Below are 16,223 nucleotides of genomic sequence, written 5' to 3' on the forward strand. Positions count from 1 at the left end.
ACGCTGCGACGTCGATATGACCGATGCTCGTTCTACAAGCAGGTTGGGAAGCCGTGCCCCGTGTTGAGGGAGCAGCAAATACGATTCAGTTGGCGCAACGTACCAACTGATTTTGCGTGCTACAATAACCGGTAGAAATCCGTATTTTATTGTATAGCTCTTTCCAACTCTCCCCCTGTCTGTTTTGGATATTGCGACTATGTGGTCGCGGAGAGAAGCCGGTCCCCATAAGAAGTAGCCCCGCAGGGGCGACCTTTTTCCGGTGCTTGGTGGGGTGAGGCTCACTGTTGACAGGCGCTGCCGAGCATAGCATGTCCTTGCGGACTATTTTCCGGCGGCCGTTTTTGCGAAAAGGTGAGCGACTTTCCGGGCGAATGCTTGCCTGGGAACACCCGCTTGTCCGAGAAGTCGGACAACTTTTCGGCGGATGATTTGGCCGATGGGCCGGCCAGACGTGGAGTGCGTACTTGAACCATCTTAAGAGTTGGCTCGTCAGTCTCTTCGGACCGGAGCAGAAGCTCGGGCCGCTGGTGCGCCTGTTCCGTACCAACTTCCGCCCGTATGCGCTGCGCTATGTCTATGCGCTGGCGATGATGCTGATCGCCTCGGCGGCGACCGCCGCAAGTGCCTATATCATCAAGGAGATCGTCAACAAGATCTTTATCGAGAAGAGCGAAGGGCTGGTGTTCACCATTGCCGGCCTCATCGTCTTCATCTATCTCGTCAAGGGCTTTGCCACCTATTTCTCGTCGGTGACTCTGACCAAGATCGGTAACAGCATGGTTGCCCGGCTGCAGCGCCAGATCTATGAAGCGGTGCTGAAGCAGGATATCGCCTTCTTCCAGCGGCACACTCTCGGCGACATCGTGGTGCGCATTTCGCAGAACGCCGGGGCGGCGCGATCAGCCGTAGACCTGATCGTGATGAGCCTCGGTCGCGACCTGTTCACGTTGGTCTCGCTGGTCGCCGTCATGGTAATCCAGAATCCCACAATGTCGGCCCTGTCACTGGTGATCGCGCCTCCCGCCGTCTACGGCGTCACCCATTTGATCAAAAAGGTGCGGACGGCGGCCCGCAAGGAGGTGATGAGTTCGGCCCAGATCGTCACCATCGTGCAGGAGAGCGTCCAGGGCATCCGCGTCGTCAAGTCCTTCGGCCTGGAAGACCGGCTGTGCCGGAGTTTTGATGCGGCGACGGCTGGTGTCGAGCGGCTTTCCAATCGAATGGCCACACTGAGCGCCCGCTCCAGCCCGCTGATGGAGACGCTGGGCGGCTTCGCCATCGCCTTCGTAGTGATGTTCGGCGGCTACCAGATCGTTCACAACAATGCCGATCCCGGCGCCTTCTTCTCCTTCATCACGGCACTACTGCTCGCCTACGAGCCAGCCAAGCGCCTCGCCCGCTTCAACCTAGATCTCGAGAAGTCGATGATTGGCGTACGCATGATGTATGAGATACTCGACTTGGTGCCGGAATTGCAGTCGGCGCCGGATGCCGTCGAGGCCAAGTTCGAGGCGGCTACCGTCACCTTCGACCGCGTCGATTTCGCCTATGGCGAGGCGCCGGTGCTGAGAAACCTCACGCTCACCGCACCGGCCAATTCGGTGGTGGCATTGGTCGGCCCCTCGGGCGCCGGCAAGTCGACGGTGTTTGCGCTGGTCGAGCGCTTCTATGATCAGAAGGGCGGCGCCATTCTGATCAACGGCACCGACATGCGCCGCTTCACGGTGGACTCGTTGCGCCGGCACATCGCTCTGGTGACGCAGGATACCTTCCTGTTCGACGGCACGGTGGCCGCCAATATCGCCGATGGCCGGCCGGATGCAACGCAGGCCGAGATCGAGGCGGCGGCGCGCGACGCCAACGCCTACGAGTTCATCATGGCGATGCCGGCCGGTTTCGAATCCCGGGTCGGCGAAGGGGGAGGCAACCTCTCCGGCGGCCAGCGCCAGCGCATCGCCATCGCCCGCGCCATCCTTCGCAAGGCGCCGATCCTGCTGCTCGACGAGGCGACCTCGGCGCTTGATGCCCAGGCCGAACGCGACATTCAGGACGCGCTTGGCCGGCTGATGAAGGGGCGGACGACCTTCGTCATCGCCCATCGCCTCGCCACCGTGCGCGACGCCGACGTCATCTACGTCATGGACAAGGGCGAAGTGGTGCAGTCCGGCAATCACGCCCAGCTGATGGCCGAGGGCGGGCTTTACGCCCATCTCCGGGCGCTTCAGTTCAAGGACGAAAAGCCGCAGGTCGAGGTCGCCGAGGTAACGGGCTGAATCGCGGCCTGTTCGAGGGTGGAGTCTTATTATCTTCCGCCACAGTAGTCGCTTGAAGTGTAATTTTCTGAGCCATTAGGTTAGGTGTTCAGTCCCGGCCCAGACAATATGACCGTCGTCGCGTGCACGATCTCGTAAGGGGCGTTTGCAGGAGGGGGCGAAAAAAATCCTACGCTAAGCCGAGGACGCGGTTTCCATAGTCCCTGAGTTCGCCCTTCGGGCCGACATATCTGTATAGAGTGACGCGCTCGATCCCGAGTTCCTTGCACAGATCGGAAACGGAAGTGTCGCGCTGTGCCATGGCGGCCTGGGCGAGACGCACCTGTGCTTTGGTCAGGGCGAATTTTCGGCCCCCTTTGCGACCACGGGCTCTGGCGGCGGCGAGCCCAGCCATGGTGCGCTCGCGGATTAGGTCACGCTCGAACTCGGCCAGGGTGGCGAAAATGCCGAACACCATGCGTCCGGATGTGGTCGTGGTGTCGATCTGAGCGCCCTTTCCGGTCAGCACCCGCAGACCGGGGTCGGAACAGGAGCAGTTCAAAATCGTACGCTAAGGTCGAACGAGCCCTGAACGTTACGCGGCTCGGAGGATTTTGCCGTGAAGCCGCAAGGGCCTGAAGCCCTCGGACATCTGCTGCTCTGCGTCCCAGGAATAGATGCCGGTGAGATTGATATGCTCCCAACTGAGCGGCGAGACGTGTTTGAGCAGTTCGTCAGGAATATGCCGACCCTGATGGCGCAGGTGGGCCGTGGCCCGGCTAAGATAGACGATATTCCAATGCACGATGGCGCTGACCACCAGGTTGAGGCCAGAAGCTCGGAATGCCTGACTGTCAAAGGATCGATCACGGATTTCGCCGCGCTCGTGGAAAAAGACGGCACGTTTGAGCTTGTGAGCGGCCTCGCCCTTGTTGAGCCCGGCCTGACAGCGCCGCCGCAATGCAGGGCTGGAATACCATTCGATCATGAACAGCGTGCGCTCGAAGCGGCCGAGTTCGCGCAATGCTTTGGCCAGGTCGCTGGATTTCGACGAGGCGGACAATCTCTTGAGGATGGCCGACGGCGCGACGGTTCGCGTGGTGATCGATGCGGCAAGATGCAGGAGCTCGTCCCAATGATCCATGATGAGGGCGGCATTGATCGGCATACCGACATGATCTGCCAGCGCCGGATAGGCATCGGCCTTTTCGAAGGTATGGAATTTTCGGTCCTTGATATTGCGGAGCCTCGGCGCGAAGCGCTTACCAATCAGGCAGAATAGCGCAAAAACATGATCGCTAGCGCCTCCGGTATCCGTGAACAACTCCTCGATCTCCAGAATCGTGTCGTGGTCGAACAGGCCGTCGAGCACATAGACGGCCTCGCTCTCGGTCGGGCTGATCGGCAGGATGCTAATAGGGGTCGTTTGCGGGAGAGGGCGAAATCCTACGCTAAGCCGAGGACGCGCCTTCCATAGTCCCTGAGTTCACCTTTCGGACCGACATAGCGATAGAGGGTGACGCGTTCGATCCCCAGTTCCTTGCACAGATCGGAAACGGAAGTGTCACGCTGGGCCATGGCGGCCTGAGCGAGACGGACCTGTGCTTTGGTCAGGGCGAATTTTCGTCCGCCCTTTCGTCCACGCGCTCTGGCAGCGGCAAGACCGGCCATGGTCCGTTCGCGGATTAGGTCACGCTCGAACTCGGCCAGGGTGGCGAAGATACCGAACACCATGCGGCCGGATGCGGTGGTGGTGTCAATCTGAGCGCCCTTTCCGGTCAGCACGCGCAGACCGACCTTGCGGTCTGATAGGTCCTTCACGGTGTTGACCAGGTGAGCAAGCGACCGCCCCAGGCGGTCGAGCTTCCAGACCACCAGCACATCGCCGTCGCGCAAGGATTTCAGGCAGGTGGCCAGTCCGGGCCGATCGTCGCGGCCGCCGGAAGCGCGATCCTCATAAATGTTGTCCTGATCGACGCCGGCGGCGCGCAAGTCGTCGTGCTGCAGGTCGAGGGACTGTGAGCCATCGGCTTTTGAGACTCGGGCGTATCCGATCAGCATGTTTCTTAAACGTTGGTTTGAGTTAGCACAGCGGGCGCGATCGTTTTGTTCGCTGGAAATGTATCTCAACCAGCGTCATAAACAAAGCATCTTGAATGCCGTGTGAATTTGAAAAAGAAACATGAATGCCCGTTGCGCCATACGAACATTTCGACAGGGGGTCGATGGGCCTCAACTGCCCACAGTGAGCCGTTTCAGCGTGTCGACGCTGACCTCCATGACGAGGCATGGCTTTTCGATCTTGTCGAAGATCTCCGTCAGCTCCTCGTCAATCTCGGCGAAGCCATGCTTTCGATAGAAGGAAATCGCGGCTGGGCTGGAACCGAGAACTCTGATCTCGATTCTTTTCGCCGCTTGGATGCCGAGCGCGCCGGCGAGTAGAAGACGGGAGCCGGCTCCTCGCCGTTGCCAATCGGGTCGAACGTACATTCCCAGAGATAGGCTGTTTCGCCGCGTTCGGCGATGATGGCGCTGCCGATGATTTCTTTCCGTAAGGCGATGCAATAGCCGCGATCATCAGCCCCCGGCAGCATCCCCGTCGCTTCATGCTGATCCAGTTCGGCCAGCATATTTGCGAGCGTACCCGCGCCCAGGACTATGCCATAGGTTGCTATCCAGGTTTCTCGCCACAAGGCCAGTAACCCGTCCACGTCCTTCGGTGCGATCAATCTAGTGTCAAATGTGGCCGTCATCGTCTTCTGATGGTTCTGCAACTGCTGGGCTATTCCTCCCGTGGTTTGGCTCCGAGCGGGATCGATCTTGTCCGAAACCAGGCGAGGGGTGCCCCCATCCTCATACCCTCATCCTGCCCAGCTGTGTGCTTATAAAGGGCGAGAATCTGCGGATTTCCTTCACGAGGTTGGCTGCGAACTGAAGATTTTCACCTCTTCGATTGCAGTTTTAGGGTTGCAGAATCGCAAGAAAGCGCCGTTACTCGTAACTATGGCAGAGGACGCGGCAGAGATTCGCAGAAAAGTTGCCGCTCATCGAGAGCGGGTAAAGGCGGCTGGCCGTGTCTTCGTCAACACGTCTCTTCCGGCAGAGCTGGTCATCCGTCTCGACCAGATCAAGGAAGCGAAAGGCGCATCGTCGCGTGCGCCTCTCATTGAGGAAGCCGTGAGGTTGTTGATCGAGAAAGAGCAAGGGTCATAACGGCGAAACGCCCAACCGTTGGCGCGGTTGAGCGTTTCAAAAGGCCGTCAGACACACCGTAGAACGGGGCCAACCAAAGCTATCCCTTTTCTACGCTAGAGCCCGAAAACTCGCAAGAATGATTCTTGCGGGAAGGAGGTTTTGTGTCTCTCGTCCACAGCCGTCATGCCCTCCTGATGGAGGACGAAGACGATGTTCATGGAGCAGATCGCTACTGCGATCAGCTGCGCGCGTGCGCCTGCGCTCGACGCACTGGCGCGAACCGTCGCCGGGGCATGCGCCGAAGGGCACCTGTCCGAAGCAGACCTGGAAATGGCCTTCGCGTTGATCGAGGCGCGGCGGGATCAATTCCGACGTTCGGCGGCGCAGCTCACGCTTTCGGGTGTGCCGGCGAGCCCTTATGGCGACCGCCCTCCCCTGCCCCGATCGCGGTTCCCCATGCCGCACTACCAGCCGGCTCGGCGCCATCCGGAGCGGATCGCCCGCCGGCGTCAGCTCGCGGCCTCGGGACCGTTGCCGCCGCAACTTGCGGCCGAGTTCACCACGAGTCAGCTTTCGGTCTTGGCGATCGTCGCCGACGCGGCCGGCGCCGAGGGGCAATGCGCCCTCTATCTTGACGAGATAGCCGCCAGGGCCGGCGTCTGCCGGACGACGGCGCGGACGGCGCTACGGCTTGCCGAGAAGGCTGGTCTTCTCATCCGCACGGAGCGCCGCCAACCAGGTCGGGTTAGCCTGACGACGGTTCTGCGGATCGTCTCCCGAGAGTGGCGAGTGTGGATCAAGCATGGTGGGCGGCGAGCGTCGAAAACCCGCCGTGATCTCTTCGAAGCAATAGGGGTCAAAAAATCGTCGCGCACGGACAGACTTCGTCTTTATCCAAGCGGACAGCCGCTTTCAGCAGCGCCAAAAGGCCCTCCGGGCGGCCATAGGCCGCCGGCTAAAGCCGGCCTTGGCGCTGCGCGGCTGACTTAGATAAGTGGACGCCGCTGTTCGGGCCGCTTACGCGGCCCTGCGGCGGTTCCGGCCCGCGTAAAGGCGGGCCGGCAAGCTGCACCCTCACCACCTAATCCACAACGTTTGCGCCTGCGGCTACCGTCCTATGGGCTTTCGAGAAGGAGCGAGAGGCGAAATCGGCGCTTAGAATGCAATCATGTAGACATGATTTCATGTCATCATGAAATGCACGATTATCGTTTCGTACGACACAAAATAGGTCGCCATATTCCCCGTCAAGCTAACCGCAAAACTTATGCCGCGCTGAATCGGGCGTTCGACTTTTCGGAGGCGAGCTGGCGGCACAACGCGACTTTTCCACCCTCTATGTCGAGCTTTGGGACGATACCGACGCTCGGAAGAAGCGCAAGATGAAGTCGGCCAGCAAAACCCGCTACACCTGCCTGTCATGCGACATGAACGCTTGGGCCAAACCGGGTGTGCGCTTGCTGTGCGGCGAGCCGACAACGGCAGAGGAATCGGAGGGCTAGTTAACAACCATGAAATGCAAACATGCTTTCATACTGGAAGGAAAGCATGTAGACTTCCTTGCATGAAAGGATGCAACCATGATTACAGTAGCGTTCTGTACGCAAAAGGGTGGGACAGGCAAGACGACGATCGCGACGGCGCTTGCGGTCGCGGCTCATCGGGCTGGGAAGAAATCGGCCTTGCTCGACCTCGATCCACAGACGAACGCCGTCAACTGGTTTGACCGGCGCGAGGGCGACGGCCCGGACGTAGCCTCGATCCAGCCCGGCGCTATCCGGCGCTCACTGGACGCCTATCGCGGCCTTGGCATGGATTGGGTGTTCATCGACACTCCCGGCAAGATGGACAGCGCGTCGACCGAAGCAGCCAAACACGCCGATATGGTCGTGATCCCGACGCAGGCGCAGATTTTTGCAATCGACACCTTGGATCCGCTAAAGCGGCTGCTGGACATGGCCGGCAATCCACCAGCGTTCGTGGTGCTGAATCTGGTGCATCCGAACGCAGGGGGTAGGGCGGCTGACGACGCAGCCGCGATAGCCGAGCGGTTCAACGTGTCGGTTGCGCCTGTCCATATGTCCCGCTTGAAAGCGCATGAGGACGCGCCGGCCTTGGGCCAAACGGCGCAGGAATTGGAGCCGGAAGGGCGCGCAGCGCAGGAAATAGCCAGCTTGTTCGCTTTTCTTTCGGAACAGGCAAGCATGATTGCAGGAAATCATGAAAGGGAGAAAGCATGAGCCGCAAGCCTTCCCTCTTGGCGAGCGCCATCAAGACCGCAGAGCCGCCGGCCACAGTGCCGACCATCACGGAGGTTTTCGATACGCCGGCCGAACCCAAACACCGTGCTCGCAGCGTGCAATCAACTGGGAGCTATGTTGCACCGTCGCGGGCCAACAAGACGGCCAAAACGCACTACCTGCCGCCTGCCTATTGGGAAACGCTGGAAGAGCTCAGCTTCCGGACGCGCGATACGCAGGGCAAGCGGATTCCGCAAGAGCGGCTTGTTGCCGAGGCGCTGAACCTGCTTTTCGCCAAATACAATTTTCCGGTTGTTCGAGAGGGCGGGGAATAGGATGAAAACATATTTTCATGCAAGCATACTTGCACAGCGTAAGAAACAGGTTGCGCATTATTCCCTTTCAGGTATAAAATGACCATGAGCCAGAACCAACGCCCACTCGAATGGATAGCGAGCAGCTACAAGGATTTGATGGCGTTGCCGCCCGCCGTGCGTAATTATTTCGGTTTTGCGCTGTGGTTGGCTCAAGCGGGCGACCAAGCCGATACGGCTAAGGTTCTCAAGGGCTTCGGCGGTGCCGGCGTGCTGGAGGTTGTCGAGAACGATGTCGGCGGCACGTATAGGGCCGTCTACACGGTGAGATTCGCGGAGGCGGTCTTTGTTCTGCATTGCTTCCAGAAGAAAAGCAAAAGCGGGATCGCCACGCCCAAGGCAGATGTGGACATCATTCGGACTCGTCTGAAGGTAGCCGAAGCGATGGCGCAGGAGATGCGAGATGGAAAAAAAGATCGTTGAAGGTGTCGAAGTTTATCGCAGCTCTGGCAATGTTTTTGCTGATCTCGGGTTGCCTGATGCCGAAAAGCTCAAGATCAAGGCCGGTCTGGTGGTTGAGATCAGGAAGGCAATGCGTGCTCTTGGGTTGAATCAGCAGGAGGCCGCGAAACGTATGGGCATCCCACAGCCGAAGGTGTCGGGGATGATGCGTGGCGACTTCACCAACCTGTCTGAGCGCAAGCTTATGGACTGCCTGAATCGCCTTGGCTACGATATCGAAATCAAAGTGAAGCCGGCCGCCGATCCAGTCGGACATTTGACGCTTGCCGTCGCGTGAGGGCGAAATTCGTTCCAACTCGCGCCAAATGTTAGCGGTGAATTGCGGTGGCTAAGGCATACAAGAGCGAAGCAATGGCGGCGATCCATGAAACTATGGAGAGCCTGTTTGAAGTCGGCGCGATCGACAAACAGACCATGCGTGAGTTTGATGACGCCTGTCTGACGGCGATTGAGCCGCTAACTCCCGAGGAAATCCTTTCCATTCGAGAAGCGTGAAATCCGCATCCGCGACGAGGCCGGAGCGTTTCGGGTGCTCTACATCGCTAATATAGAGGATGCCGTTTATGTGCTGCACGTTTTCCAGAAGAAGACGCAGCAAACAGCGAAACGGGACTTGGATCTAGCCGCGACCCGTTTGCGGCAAATCTAGTGGGGGCGTAACGATGGAGCGTCAGAGCTTTGCGAATGTATGGGATGCATTGGAAGACACGCCGGCCGAGGCCGCGAGTATGACCATGCGTTCCAATTTGTTGATCGCTGTTGAGCAGCGGGTTCGGAGTTGGGGCGTGACTCAGGCCGAGGCGGCGAAGCGTCTCGGGATCACACAGCCCCGGCTTAACGACCTATTGCGCGGCCGGATCACGAATTTCAGCCTCGACATGCTGATTAATCTCGCCACCCAGGCTGGGCTTACGGTGCGGCTCGATATTGCCGACGCCGCATAGTAACAGGACGCGACGCAGCGCAAGCGTATGGATGCGCAGACTAGAAATTCGCTAGTCGAGAGGTGAATTATTTTGGTGCACACATGCACAGGTGCACGGTTGCAATCCTCCCTTGTCCGGACGGATCGCAGAAATGGCCTTAGCCGCTTATTCTACGACAGCTTGACCCATTCCATCTCGCGGCGCTTACGTGGGAGCAGATGGTCGAGGGCGCTATCGGTCAAGATTTCGGCTTGGGTCGGAGCGAGAGCGTTGCCCGCCGGCGATCGGGGGGTGCCTTCGCAGCGGGGCCGGGGGCCTGGTCGTCGGCGTCGTTGAGGACCGCGCCGAGATCAAGGTTGCCCCAGATCGAGGCTGAGGCGCTGTCCGGCGTGGTGCGGCGTCGGGTTTTGCGCTCGACAATGTAGGGCTTGGGGCTTCGCATGTGGCGGGGTTCCTTTCGAGGGCGGCAGTCGTCCATCCGCATGTGACGCGGACGGGGTTCGGGTGATCAGCGGCGGCGGCGTTATCAAACAGCGTGTTGCTAGGGCAGGGCAAGGGAAGTCGGGCAACTCGAGATCTGCAAAGTAGCGGAGTTTTTGACGAAGACGGGTCACTGTCCCTGCTTGAGCAAGATCATCTTCGTTGTTTTGTTACGTCAAAAATGGTTCGAATGCGCTGACCGCTATGAATAGATTCTCAACCAAGATCGCATTTTTTTGTTGCGTTCGCGTGTGCGTGGACAGGGTGTAACGGCAATTTAGATACAACTTGGATAAGAATAGTTACAGTTTCTCGGAAGAGGACCTGTCCAAATGAATTTTCTGTGGCTTCTTTTCAATTTCGATGGCCGGATTGGCCGCTTGTCCTACTGGTTGGGATGCCTGCTCTCGACCGTCATAGGTCTTGCCCCCATTGCCTTCGTAGCGACACTTGGTCGCTCTGCTGGTATGAGCGGCGTTTCTCTGGCAACGCTGCTATTTCTATTTCTGCTGTTTCTGATCCTGCTCACAGTCATGAATCTCGCCATCGTTGCCAAGCGTCTACACGACCGCGACAAGTCTCTGCTCTGGTACTTGGTCATCTTCATTCCGATCATTGGACCACTATGGATGTTTATCGAGCTTGGCTTTCTCGCCGGATCGCAGGGGATCAACCGCTTTGGAAGCCCTCCGGGCTCGATGGCTTACACCGACGATTCCGACTTCGACGCCGGTGCCGTTGTCAGGCGCTGGCAGGAGAAGCAGGCGCGCGAAACTGCCTATTCGCAGGCACCAGCGGTGGTTGAGCGCGTCTCCGGTCCGCAGCGATCGCTGCCAAATAGCCGCCCGACGTTCGGCCGCCGGGGCCTGACCTGACCCGCTGAACGTGGGGAAGTATCATTGTGAGCGTGGCCTGGCTTCTCTTCGGTTTTCGCGGTCGGATCGGCCGGCTGGCCTATTGGCTCGGGGGGTTGGCCCAGCTCTTCGGCTGGTATGTCTTGGTGGTGAGCGTCATCGCTTTCGTTGAGGCTACCGATGCCGGAATGATTGTCCATGGCCCCGGCGGCCTGACAATCGTTCTGGTTATCGGATCGCTGTTTGCCGTCGTGCTCGTGGTGGTCAATTTCGCGCTATGCGCCAAGCGCTTCCATGATCGCGACCATTCGCTCTGGCGCTTCCTGATCGTTCTCGTGCCCATCGCCGGTCCGACTTGGCTCCTGATTGAACTTGGCTGTCTTCCCGGCACGTCTAGCACCAATCGCTACGGCCCGGTGCCCGAGCCCCTGTTTCGCCACTCTTCCGGTGATGATCGCGGTTGGCATGGTCAGCGGACGGCCCCTGATCCTTACGTCCCTAGCGCGTCGTCGTCAGAGGTCGTTGAGCGCCTTACAGGTCCGGCGCGTACGGTTCCGTCGCGGCTTCAGTTCGGGCGGCGGGGGCTCGGTGGCCGGTAGGCGCTAAGCCAGCGCGCGGCGCTTGGCGTCTGGTAGATGCTCGAAGCCGTCACGGTGTCTCGAACATTCCCTTGAACTCAGGATCTGCAAAGTATCGGAGTTTTTCGACCACGGCCGGTCGTTGTCCCTGTTGGAGCAGGATCATGCTCGTCTGCGGCAGGCGCATGATCTCATCGGGGTTGACGAGATCGCGGGCCGAGACGTGCTGGCTGGTGGAGGTTTCGCCCTTGCTCCAGGCGTCGGTGGTGTACCAGGCATCGGTCTTGCCGATGGTGCGGGCGATCCACTCAGCCGTGTCGACGTCGTTGACACCAAACAGCTGCAGCAGGCCGGCGTTGGAGAGGAAGGTTCCGGCCTTCTGTCCGTAGGTGGCGCGCAGCTGGTGGAGATCCTGGAGGATGGGCCAGAGCTGGACGCCGTAGCCGGCCATCAGGCCCATGGCGCGCTCGACCGGCTCGAGGTGGCCGAGGGCGGCGAACTCGTCGAGAAGATAGAGGACGGGGGCGGCCGGCTTCGCCGGATCGCGGGCCATGTCCATGAGGCTCTGGGATACGAGGAGGCGCAGCCACCTTGAATAGGTGGCGAGGCGATCGGGCGGCAGGACGAGGAAGACGGTGGCCGTGTGGTGCTTGAGATCGGCGAAGGAGAAGAAGCTGTCGTCGAGCACGCGATACATGCGCGGGGAATCGAGGAAATGGGTGTGGCGCTGAGCGGCGGAGAGGACGCCGGCGGCTTCGCGATCGGATTTGCCGAGGTGGCGGTTGGCAGCACGGGCGACTAGGCCGTTCGCGGCCGTCGACGCCTGCATGGCCTCGAGGAGGGCGGCGAAGGCCTTGGGGGCGAGGGTGAGATATTCGCGGAGGGTGGCGAGGTGCCGGCGGCCGAGCGGTTCGGTCGCGACGACATGCAGGATGAGGCCGGCGATCAGCGCCTTGGCTTCCTCGTTCCAGTGCGCTTCGCCGGCCATGCCCGGTTCGTCGAAGACGAGGGCGTCGGCGAGCGTTGCGGCATCCTCGGCGACATCGAGGCCGGCGGGGTCGAGCCTGTCGAGGGGATTGAAGGCGGCGGAACTGCGGCCGGTGACGCCGAAGGGATCGAGGACATGGACAGGCCCGAAGCGCTCACGGGCGTGGCTGGCGATCCTGGCATTCTCGCCTTTGGGATCAATGCAGATCACCGAGCGATCGAGGGTCAAAAGGTTCGGGATGATGGTGCCGACGCCCTTGCCGGTGCGGGTCGGGGCCATGGTGAGGAGATGGGCCGAACCATCGTAGCGTAACAGCTTGTTCGTCCGGGGATCGCGGCCGACGATGAGGCCGCCGGCGCCCTTGGCAAGGGCAGCGATTTCTTTTCCGGTAGCCCATCTGGCCGAGCCGAACACGGACCAGCTCTGACGGCTCTGAGGGAACAGGCCTGCGAGGAAGCCGCCAACACCAAGGACGAGCGGCAGATAGCCGGCGCCGGCGTCGATCGCGCTGGCTATTGCGCCGTATTGCCATCCGAAGACGCGATGAAGGATGTAGTCGGCGAGAAGGACGAGACCGGCCAGAAGCATGCCGAGGAGGGCACCGGCGAGACCGCAGATCGGCGCCCAGAGCAGCCGGCCGAGGAGGTCGAGGATCTTCATTTGCCGTTTGCCGCCGGCGCCGATTCCGTGGTCTCGCTCTCCGGCTCTTTCTCCTTCAGCAGCTCGTCGAACAGCGGTCGGTCGGTGTCGCGGGTTAGGAAGCCGGGCAGCTCGCGCCGCAGCCAGTCGGCGAGGTTCCTGGAGATCTCGTCGCGGCCGTGCTCGAGGCGATGGAGGACGAAGGCGCCGAGCAGCACCTTGCGGCGAGTGTCCTCGGTGCGCTCCTGCTTACTCAACCGAGCCTTGAGCGCTTTCTTCCGGGCTTCGAGCTGGGCCAGCCGTTCCTCGATGGTTTTGCGGGGCATGGAGATCTCCGATCAGCTCAGGGCTCTGGCGCGGCGCTGGATGCCTTCGAGCAGGTAGGCCATCAGCAGAGGAAGGCCGTGGTTCTCGACGCCGAACTTCTTTCCGGCAGGAATAGCGGTTTCCATGTCCTGCCATTCAGCCAGAAGTTCTACTTTTGCCTCGGGGTCGAGAATCGAAAGGTCGATGTCGGTGTCCAGCTTCTTTGCCAGAAAGTCGAAGATGGTTCCGAAGCGAATTTCCCAGCGAACTTCTTCGATCGACAGATCGTCATAGCGGCCGGTGTCGATGGCGCTGTTGAAGTAGAAGGCGATGAACGTCAGCGTCGAGATTTTCATGCTGTCCTCCATGGGGCGATCCATCTTATTCCGAAGCTCAATGATTTCAAACTCGAAGCCGATGCGCCAACAGCATATGCGACGATTCCCTCTATTCACAAACGCCGGTGCAAGCGCCATCCCGAGGAATGTCTGAAGCGTAGCGCAGGAATTCTGAAGGGCGCACTTACGAGTTGCTGCGCAACTCAGTGCTTGATACCCTGCATCCAGCTTGGAGCATGTCGGTTTGGCGATCTATCATTTCAGCGGCAAGGTGGTCTCGCGGGCGAGTGGCCGTAGCGCCGTCGCCTCGGCCGCCTATCGCGCTGCCGAACGGCTGACCAATGAACGCGACGGCCTGACGCATGACTTCACCCGGAAAGAAGGGGTGGAGCATTCCGAGATCGTGCTTCCGGACGGTGTGACAGCGGATTGGGCGAAGGACCGGGCGGCGCTGTGGAATGCCGCCGAGTTCGCCGAGAAGCGCAAGGACGCGCGCGTGGCGCGGGAATTCCAGATCGCCCTGCCGCACGAGCTGACGGGCGAACAGCGCTTGGAGCTCTGCCGGGATTTTGCGCGGGAGCTGTCGAGCCGTTACGGGGCGGCGGTGGATTTTGCGATCCATGCGCCGCACGAGGCGAGCGACGTTCGCAACACCCACGCCCACGTGATGATGACGACGCGGGTGGTGACGGTCGAAGGGCTGGGCGAGAAGACGCTTCTGGAGCGGGAGAACAAGTGGCTACTGGCGCAGGGCCTCGCCACGACCGACGTGCAGATCCGCGACCTTAGGCAAGCGTGGGAGGGGGTGGCGAACGAGCACTTGGCGCGGGCGGGGCTGGATGTGCGGATCGATCATCGCTCGCACCTGACGCGGGGGCTGTCGATCGAGCCGACCGAGCATATGGGCGTTCACGCCACGCAGATGCAGCGCAAGGGGATGGAGGTCTCCCGGGGACGGCTCGACGAGGAGGCAAGCCGGCGCAATGCCGAACTGATCGCCGAGAAGCCGGAGCAGGTGCTCAGTCTCATCACGACCGAGAAGAGCGTGTTCGACCGGCGCGACATCGCCCGCGCGCTGCACCGGGCGATCGACGATCCTGAGGCGTTCCAGACGGCGCTTGCCTCGGTGATGGCGTCGCCGGCGCTGGTCGAGCTCCAGGCGGAGCGAGCCGACGCGGAGACGGGTGAGATCCTCGCGGCGCGCTATTCGACGCGGGAAATGGTGGCGATCGAATCCGACATGGCGGCGGCGGCCGAGCGGATGGCGGAAGCGCGGAGCCATGGCGTCGACCGGCGTCGGGTGGACCGGGCGATCGAGCACCAGGACGCGGCGATCCGGTCGGGCGTGGCGGCTGGTCTGTCCGCGAAGATGGAGAGCGGCGAAATCGACGCGGCCGAGCGGGGTCGGCAGGTCGCCGGGGCGCGGCTTTCGGACGAGCAGCGGCGGGCGATCGGGCATGTGACCGGGCCGGAAGGCATTGCCGTGGTGGTCGGCTTTGCCGGCGCCGGTAAGAGCACCATGCTCGCCGCTGCGCGCGAGGCATGGGAAGCGCAAGGCTATTCTGTTCATGGGGCGGCGCTGTCTGGCAAGGCGACCGAGGGACTGGAAGAGAGTTCGGGCATCGCATCGCGGACGCTGGCGTCGTGGAACCGGAGTTGGCAGAACGAGCGTCACCAGCTCGGCCGCGGCGACGTGCTGGTGATCGACGAGGCCGGTATGGTTGGAAGCCGGCAGCTCGCCCGTTTCGTCGGGGAGGCGGAGGCGCGCGGGGCGAAGCTCGTCCTGGTCGGAGACCACGAGCAGCTTCAGGCGATCGGCGCCGGCGCTCCGTTCCGGGCGATCGCCGAGGTGGTCGGGCATGTCGAACTCTCCGACATCCGGCGGCAACGGGAGAGCTGGCAGCGGGAGGCATCGGTTGCTTTCGCCACGCATCGGACGGCGGAGGGTCTCGCAGCCTATCGCGCGGCCGGAGCGATCCGGCTTGCGGGTGACATGGCAGAGGCGCGGGCGGCAATCGTGCGCGCGTACCTTGCCGATCGCGACCAGCGTCCGGAGGGCACCCGGGTTGCCATGGCGCACCGTCGCGCCGACGTGCGGGCGCTCAACGAGGAGATCCGGTCGGCGCTTCAGGAGCGGGGCGAACTGGCGCGCGTCCGCCCGTCCGATGGGATCGGGGACGGGCCGCCACATGCCCAGGAGCGGCCGCGTGCGTTGATCTACCAGACCAACGACGGCAAGCGGGAGTTCGCCGAGGGTGACCGGATCGTGTTCCTGGAGAACAACCGCGACCTCGGGGTGAAGAACGGCATGCTGGGGACGGTGGAAGCCGTCGAGTCAGGTCGGGTGGTGGTCCAGCTCGACGGCCCAGCGCGCGGCAGAGGGGAGGATGCGCGTGCTGTTTCTGTGTCCACGGATAGTTATAACGCGATCGATCATGGCTATGCGACGACGATTCACAAGAACCAGGGGGCGACGGTCGACCGGGCCTATGTGCTGGCGTCGGGGACGATGGACCGGCACCTCACCTATGTGGCGATGACCCGGCACCGGGAGGGCGTTCAGCTCCACGTCGCCCGCGACGAGTTCG

The 16,223-nt window shown here is 61.3% G+C and carries 16 protein-coding genes and 4 pseudogenes; 13 read left to right on the forward strand and 7 right to left on the reverse strand.

The features are described from left to right. The first annotated feature begins 467 nt into the window (after positions 1-467). Positions 468-2,276, forward strand: coding sequence for an ABC transporter ATP-binding protein (locus tag CJ014_RS25715; RefSeq protein WP_207765864.1), 1,809 nt, complete (start codon positions 468-470; stop codon positions 2,274-2,276). 169 nt (positions 2,277-2,445) lie between these two features. On the opposite strand, the pseudogene CJ014_RS25720 reads toward CJ014_RS25715, so the two are convergent. The 4 genes and pseudogenes from CJ014_RS25720 to CJ014_RS28425 all read right to left on the reverse strand — a co-directional run. Continuing rightward, a pseudogene (locus tag CJ014_RS25720) lies at positions 2,446-2,799 on the reverse strand (recombinase family protein); the annotation flags it as partial. Between the two features lie 51 nt (positions 2,800-2,850). Beyond that, a pseudogene (locus CJ014_RS25725) lies at positions 2,851-3,669 on the reverse strand (Tn3 family transposase); the annotation flags it as partial. 32 nt (positions 3,670-3,701) lie between these two features. Further along, positions 3,702-4,316 carry a recombinase family protein gene (locus tag CJ014_RS25730; protein WP_100083364.1) on the reverse strand — a complete coding sequence of 205 codons (615 nt, stop codon included), beginning with the start codon at positions 4,314-4,316 and terminating at the stop codon, positions 3,702-3,704. A gap of 171 nt (positions 4,317-4,487) precedes the next feature. Continuing rightward, positions 4,488-4,745 (reverse strand): GNAT family N-acetyltransferase, encoded by a 258-nt coding sequence (locus tag CJ014_RS28425; RefSeq protein ID WP_100083365.1) that lies wholly within the window; start codon positions 4,743-4,745, stop codon positions 4,488-4,490. A gap of 330 nt (positions 4,746-5,075) precedes the next feature. Between CJ014_RS28425 and CJ014_RS28255 the strand changes: the two genes are divergently transcribed. The 11 genes and pseudogenes from CJ014_RS28255 (at position 5,076) to CJ014_RS25800 (ending at position 11,385) form a co-directional block, all read left to right on the forward strand. Further along, positions 5,076-5,468, forward strand: coding sequence for a ribbon-helix-helix domain-containing protein (locus CJ014_RS28255; protein WP_245427685.1), 393 nt, complete (start codon positions 5,076-5,078; stop codon positions 5,466-5,468). 192 nt (positions 5,469-5,660) lie between these two features. After that, positions 5,661-6,440 (forward strand): helix-turn-helix domain-containing protein, encoded by a 780-nt coding sequence (locus CJ014_RS25745; RefSeq protein WP_100083367.1) that lies wholly within the window; start codon positions 5,661-5,663, stop codon positions 6,438-6,440. Between the two features lie 590 nt (positions 6,441-7,030). After that, on the forward strand, positions 7,031-7,690 hold the full coding sequence (locus tag CJ014_RS25755; protein ID WP_100083368.1) for a ParA family protein: 660 nt from the start codon (positions 7,031-7,033) through the stop codon (positions 7,688-7,690). After that, positions 7,687-8,025: a chromosome partitioning protein ParB gene (locus CJ014_RS25760; protein ID WP_207765867.1), complete on the forward strand. Its 339-nt coding sequence runs from the start codon at positions 7,687-7,689 to the stop codon at positions 8,023-8,025. The genes CJ014_RS25755 and CJ014_RS25760 overlap by 4 nt, the downstream gene beginning before the upstream one ends. An 84-nt stretch (positions 8,026-8,109) precedes the next feature. After that, the gene (locus CJ014_RS25765; protein WP_100083380.1) at positions 8,110-8,487 is read left to right on the forward strand and encodes a type II toxin-antitoxin system RelE/ParE family toxin; all 378 of its coding nucleotides are present in this window, start codon (positions 8,110-8,112) and stop codon (positions 8,485-8,487) included. After that, positions 8,468-8,803 carry a helix-turn-helix domain-containing protein gene (locus CJ014_RS25770; protein ID WP_100083369.1) on the forward strand — a complete coding sequence of 112 codons (336 nt, stop codon included), beginning with the start codon at positions 8,468-8,470 and terminating at the stop codon, positions 8,801-8,803. The genes CJ014_RS25765 and CJ014_RS25770 overlap by 20 nt, the downstream gene beginning before the upstream one ends. 47 nt (positions 8,804-8,850) lie before the next feature. Beyond that, positions 8,851-9,015, forward strand: a pseudogene (locus CJ014_RS25775) (helix-turn-helix domain-containing protein); the annotation flags it as partial. Between the two features lies 1 nt (position 9,016). Then, a pseudogene (locus CJ014_RS25780) lies at positions 9,017-9,175 on the forward strand (type II toxin-antitoxin system RelE/ParE family toxin); the annotation flags it as partial. Between the two features lie 13 nt (positions 9,176-9,188). After that, entirely contained in the window at positions 9,189-9,470 is a 282-nt protein-coding gene (locus tag CJ014_RS25785; protein WP_100083370.1) for a helix-turn-helix domain-containing protein, read from the forward strand. 794 nt (positions 9,471-10,264) lie between these two features. After that, positions 10,265-10,807 carry a DUF805 domain-containing protein gene (locus CJ014_RS25795; protein WP_100083372.1) on the forward strand — a complete coding sequence of 181 codons (543 nt, stop codon included), beginning with the start codon at positions 10,265-10,267 and terminating at the stop codon, positions 10,805-10,807. A 26-nt stretch (positions 10,808-10,833) separates the two neighbouring features. Then, the gene (locus CJ014_RS25800; RefSeq protein ID WP_165791000.1) at positions 10,834-11,385 is read left to right on the forward strand and encodes a DUF805 domain-containing protein; all 552 of its coding nucleotides are present in this window, start codon (positions 10,834-10,836) and stop codon (positions 11,383-11,385) included. Between the two features lie 49 nt (positions 11,386-11,434). Here CJ014_RS25800 and CJ014_RS25805 read toward each other — a convergent pair whose 3' ends face one another. The 3 genes from CJ014_RS25805 to CJ014_RS25815 are packed head-to-tail and all read right to left on the reverse strand — an operon-like array spanning position 11,435 to position 13,653. Beyond that, positions 11,435-13,012 (reverse strand): type IV secretory system conjugative DNA transfer family protein, encoded by a 1,578-nt coding sequence (locus CJ014_RS25805; RefSeq protein WP_100083374.1) that lies wholly within the window; start codon positions 13,010-13,012, stop codon positions 11,435-11,437. After that, positions 13,009-13,317 (reverse strand): mobilization protein, encoded by a 309-nt coding sequence (locus CJ014_RS25810; protein WP_100083375.1) that lies wholly within the window; start codon positions 13,315-13,317, stop codon positions 13,009-13,011. Before CJ014_RS25810 ends, CJ014_RS25805 begins: the two co-directional genes overlap by 4 nt. 12 nt (positions 13,318-13,329) lie before the next feature. Continuing rightward, the gene (locus CJ014_RS25815; RefSeq protein ID WP_133121951.1) at positions 13,330-13,653 is read right to left on the reverse strand and encodes a hypothetical protein; all 324 of its coding nucleotides are present in this window, start codon (positions 13,651-13,653) and stop codon (positions 13,330-13,332) included. Positions 13,654-13,879: 226 nt separating this feature from the next. Here CJ014_RS25815 and traA point away from each other — a divergent pair. Further along, the coding region (gene traA, locus CJ014_RS25820) for a Ti-type conjugative transfer relaxase TraA (RefSeq protein WP_100083377.1) at positions 13,880-16,223 on the forward strand (2,344 nt) is incomplete at its 3' end.

This window comes from Pleomorphomonas carboxyditropha, from assembly GCF_002770725.1.
In the GTDB taxonomy this organism is placed as follows: domain Bacteria; phylum Pseudomonadota; class Alphaproteobacteria; order Rhizobiales; family Pleomorphomonadaceae; genus Pleomorphomonas; species Pleomorphomonas carboxyditropha.

Excerpts from the sequence above, each read along its gene's own strand:
- CJ014_RS25770 (WP_100083369.1), top strand. The coding sequence starts at position 8,468 with ATGGAAAAAAAGATCGTTGAAGGTGTCGAAGTTTATCGCAGCTCTGGC.
- CJ014_RS25795 (WP_100083372.1), top strand. The coding sequence starts at position 10,265 with ATGAATTTTCTGTGGCTTCTTTTCAATTTCGATGGCCGGATTGGCCGC.
- CJ014_RS28425 (WP_100083365.1), bottom strand. The coding sequence starts at position 4,745 with ATGTACGTTCGACCCGATTGGCAACGGCGAGGAGCCGGCTCCCGTCTT.
- CJ014_RS25730 (WP_100083364.1), bottom strand. The coding sequence starts at position 4,316 with ATGCTGATCGGATACGCCCGAGTCTCAAAAGCCGATGGCTCACAGTCC.
- CJ014_RS25805 (WP_100083374.1), bottom strand. The coding sequence starts at position 13,012 with ATGAAGATCCTCGACCTCCTCGGCCGGCTGCTCTGGGCGCCGATCTGC.
- CJ014_RS25765 (WP_100083380.1), top strand. The coding sequence starts at position 8,110 with ATGAGCCAGAACCAACGCCCACTCGAATGGATAGCGAGCAGCTACAAG.
- CJ014_RS25755 (WP_100083368.1), top strand. The coding sequence starts at position 7,031 with ATGATTACAGTAGCGTTCTGTACGCAAAAGGGTGGGACAGGCAAGACG.
- CJ014_RS25760 (WP_207765867.1), top strand. The coding sequence starts at position 7,687 with ATGAGCCGCAAGCCTTCCCTCTTGGCGAGCGCCATCAAGACCGCAGAG.
- CJ014_RS25785 (WP_100083370.1), top strand. The coding sequence starts at position 9,189 with ATGGAGCGTCAGAGCTTTGCGAATGTATGGGATGCATTGGAAGACACG.
- CJ014_RS25745 (WP_100083367.1), top strand. The coding sequence starts at position 5,661 with ATGTTCATGGAGCAGATCGCTACTGCGATCAGCTGCGCGCGTGCGCCT.
- CJ014_RS25815 (WP_133121951.1), bottom strand. The coding sequence starts at position 13,653 with ATGAAAATCTCGACGCTGACGTTCATCGCCTTCTACTTCAACAGCGCC.
- CJ014_RS25810 (WP_100083375.1), bottom strand. The coding sequence starts at position 13,317 with ATGCCCCGCAAAACCATCGAGGAACGGCTGGCCCAGCTCGAAGCCCGG.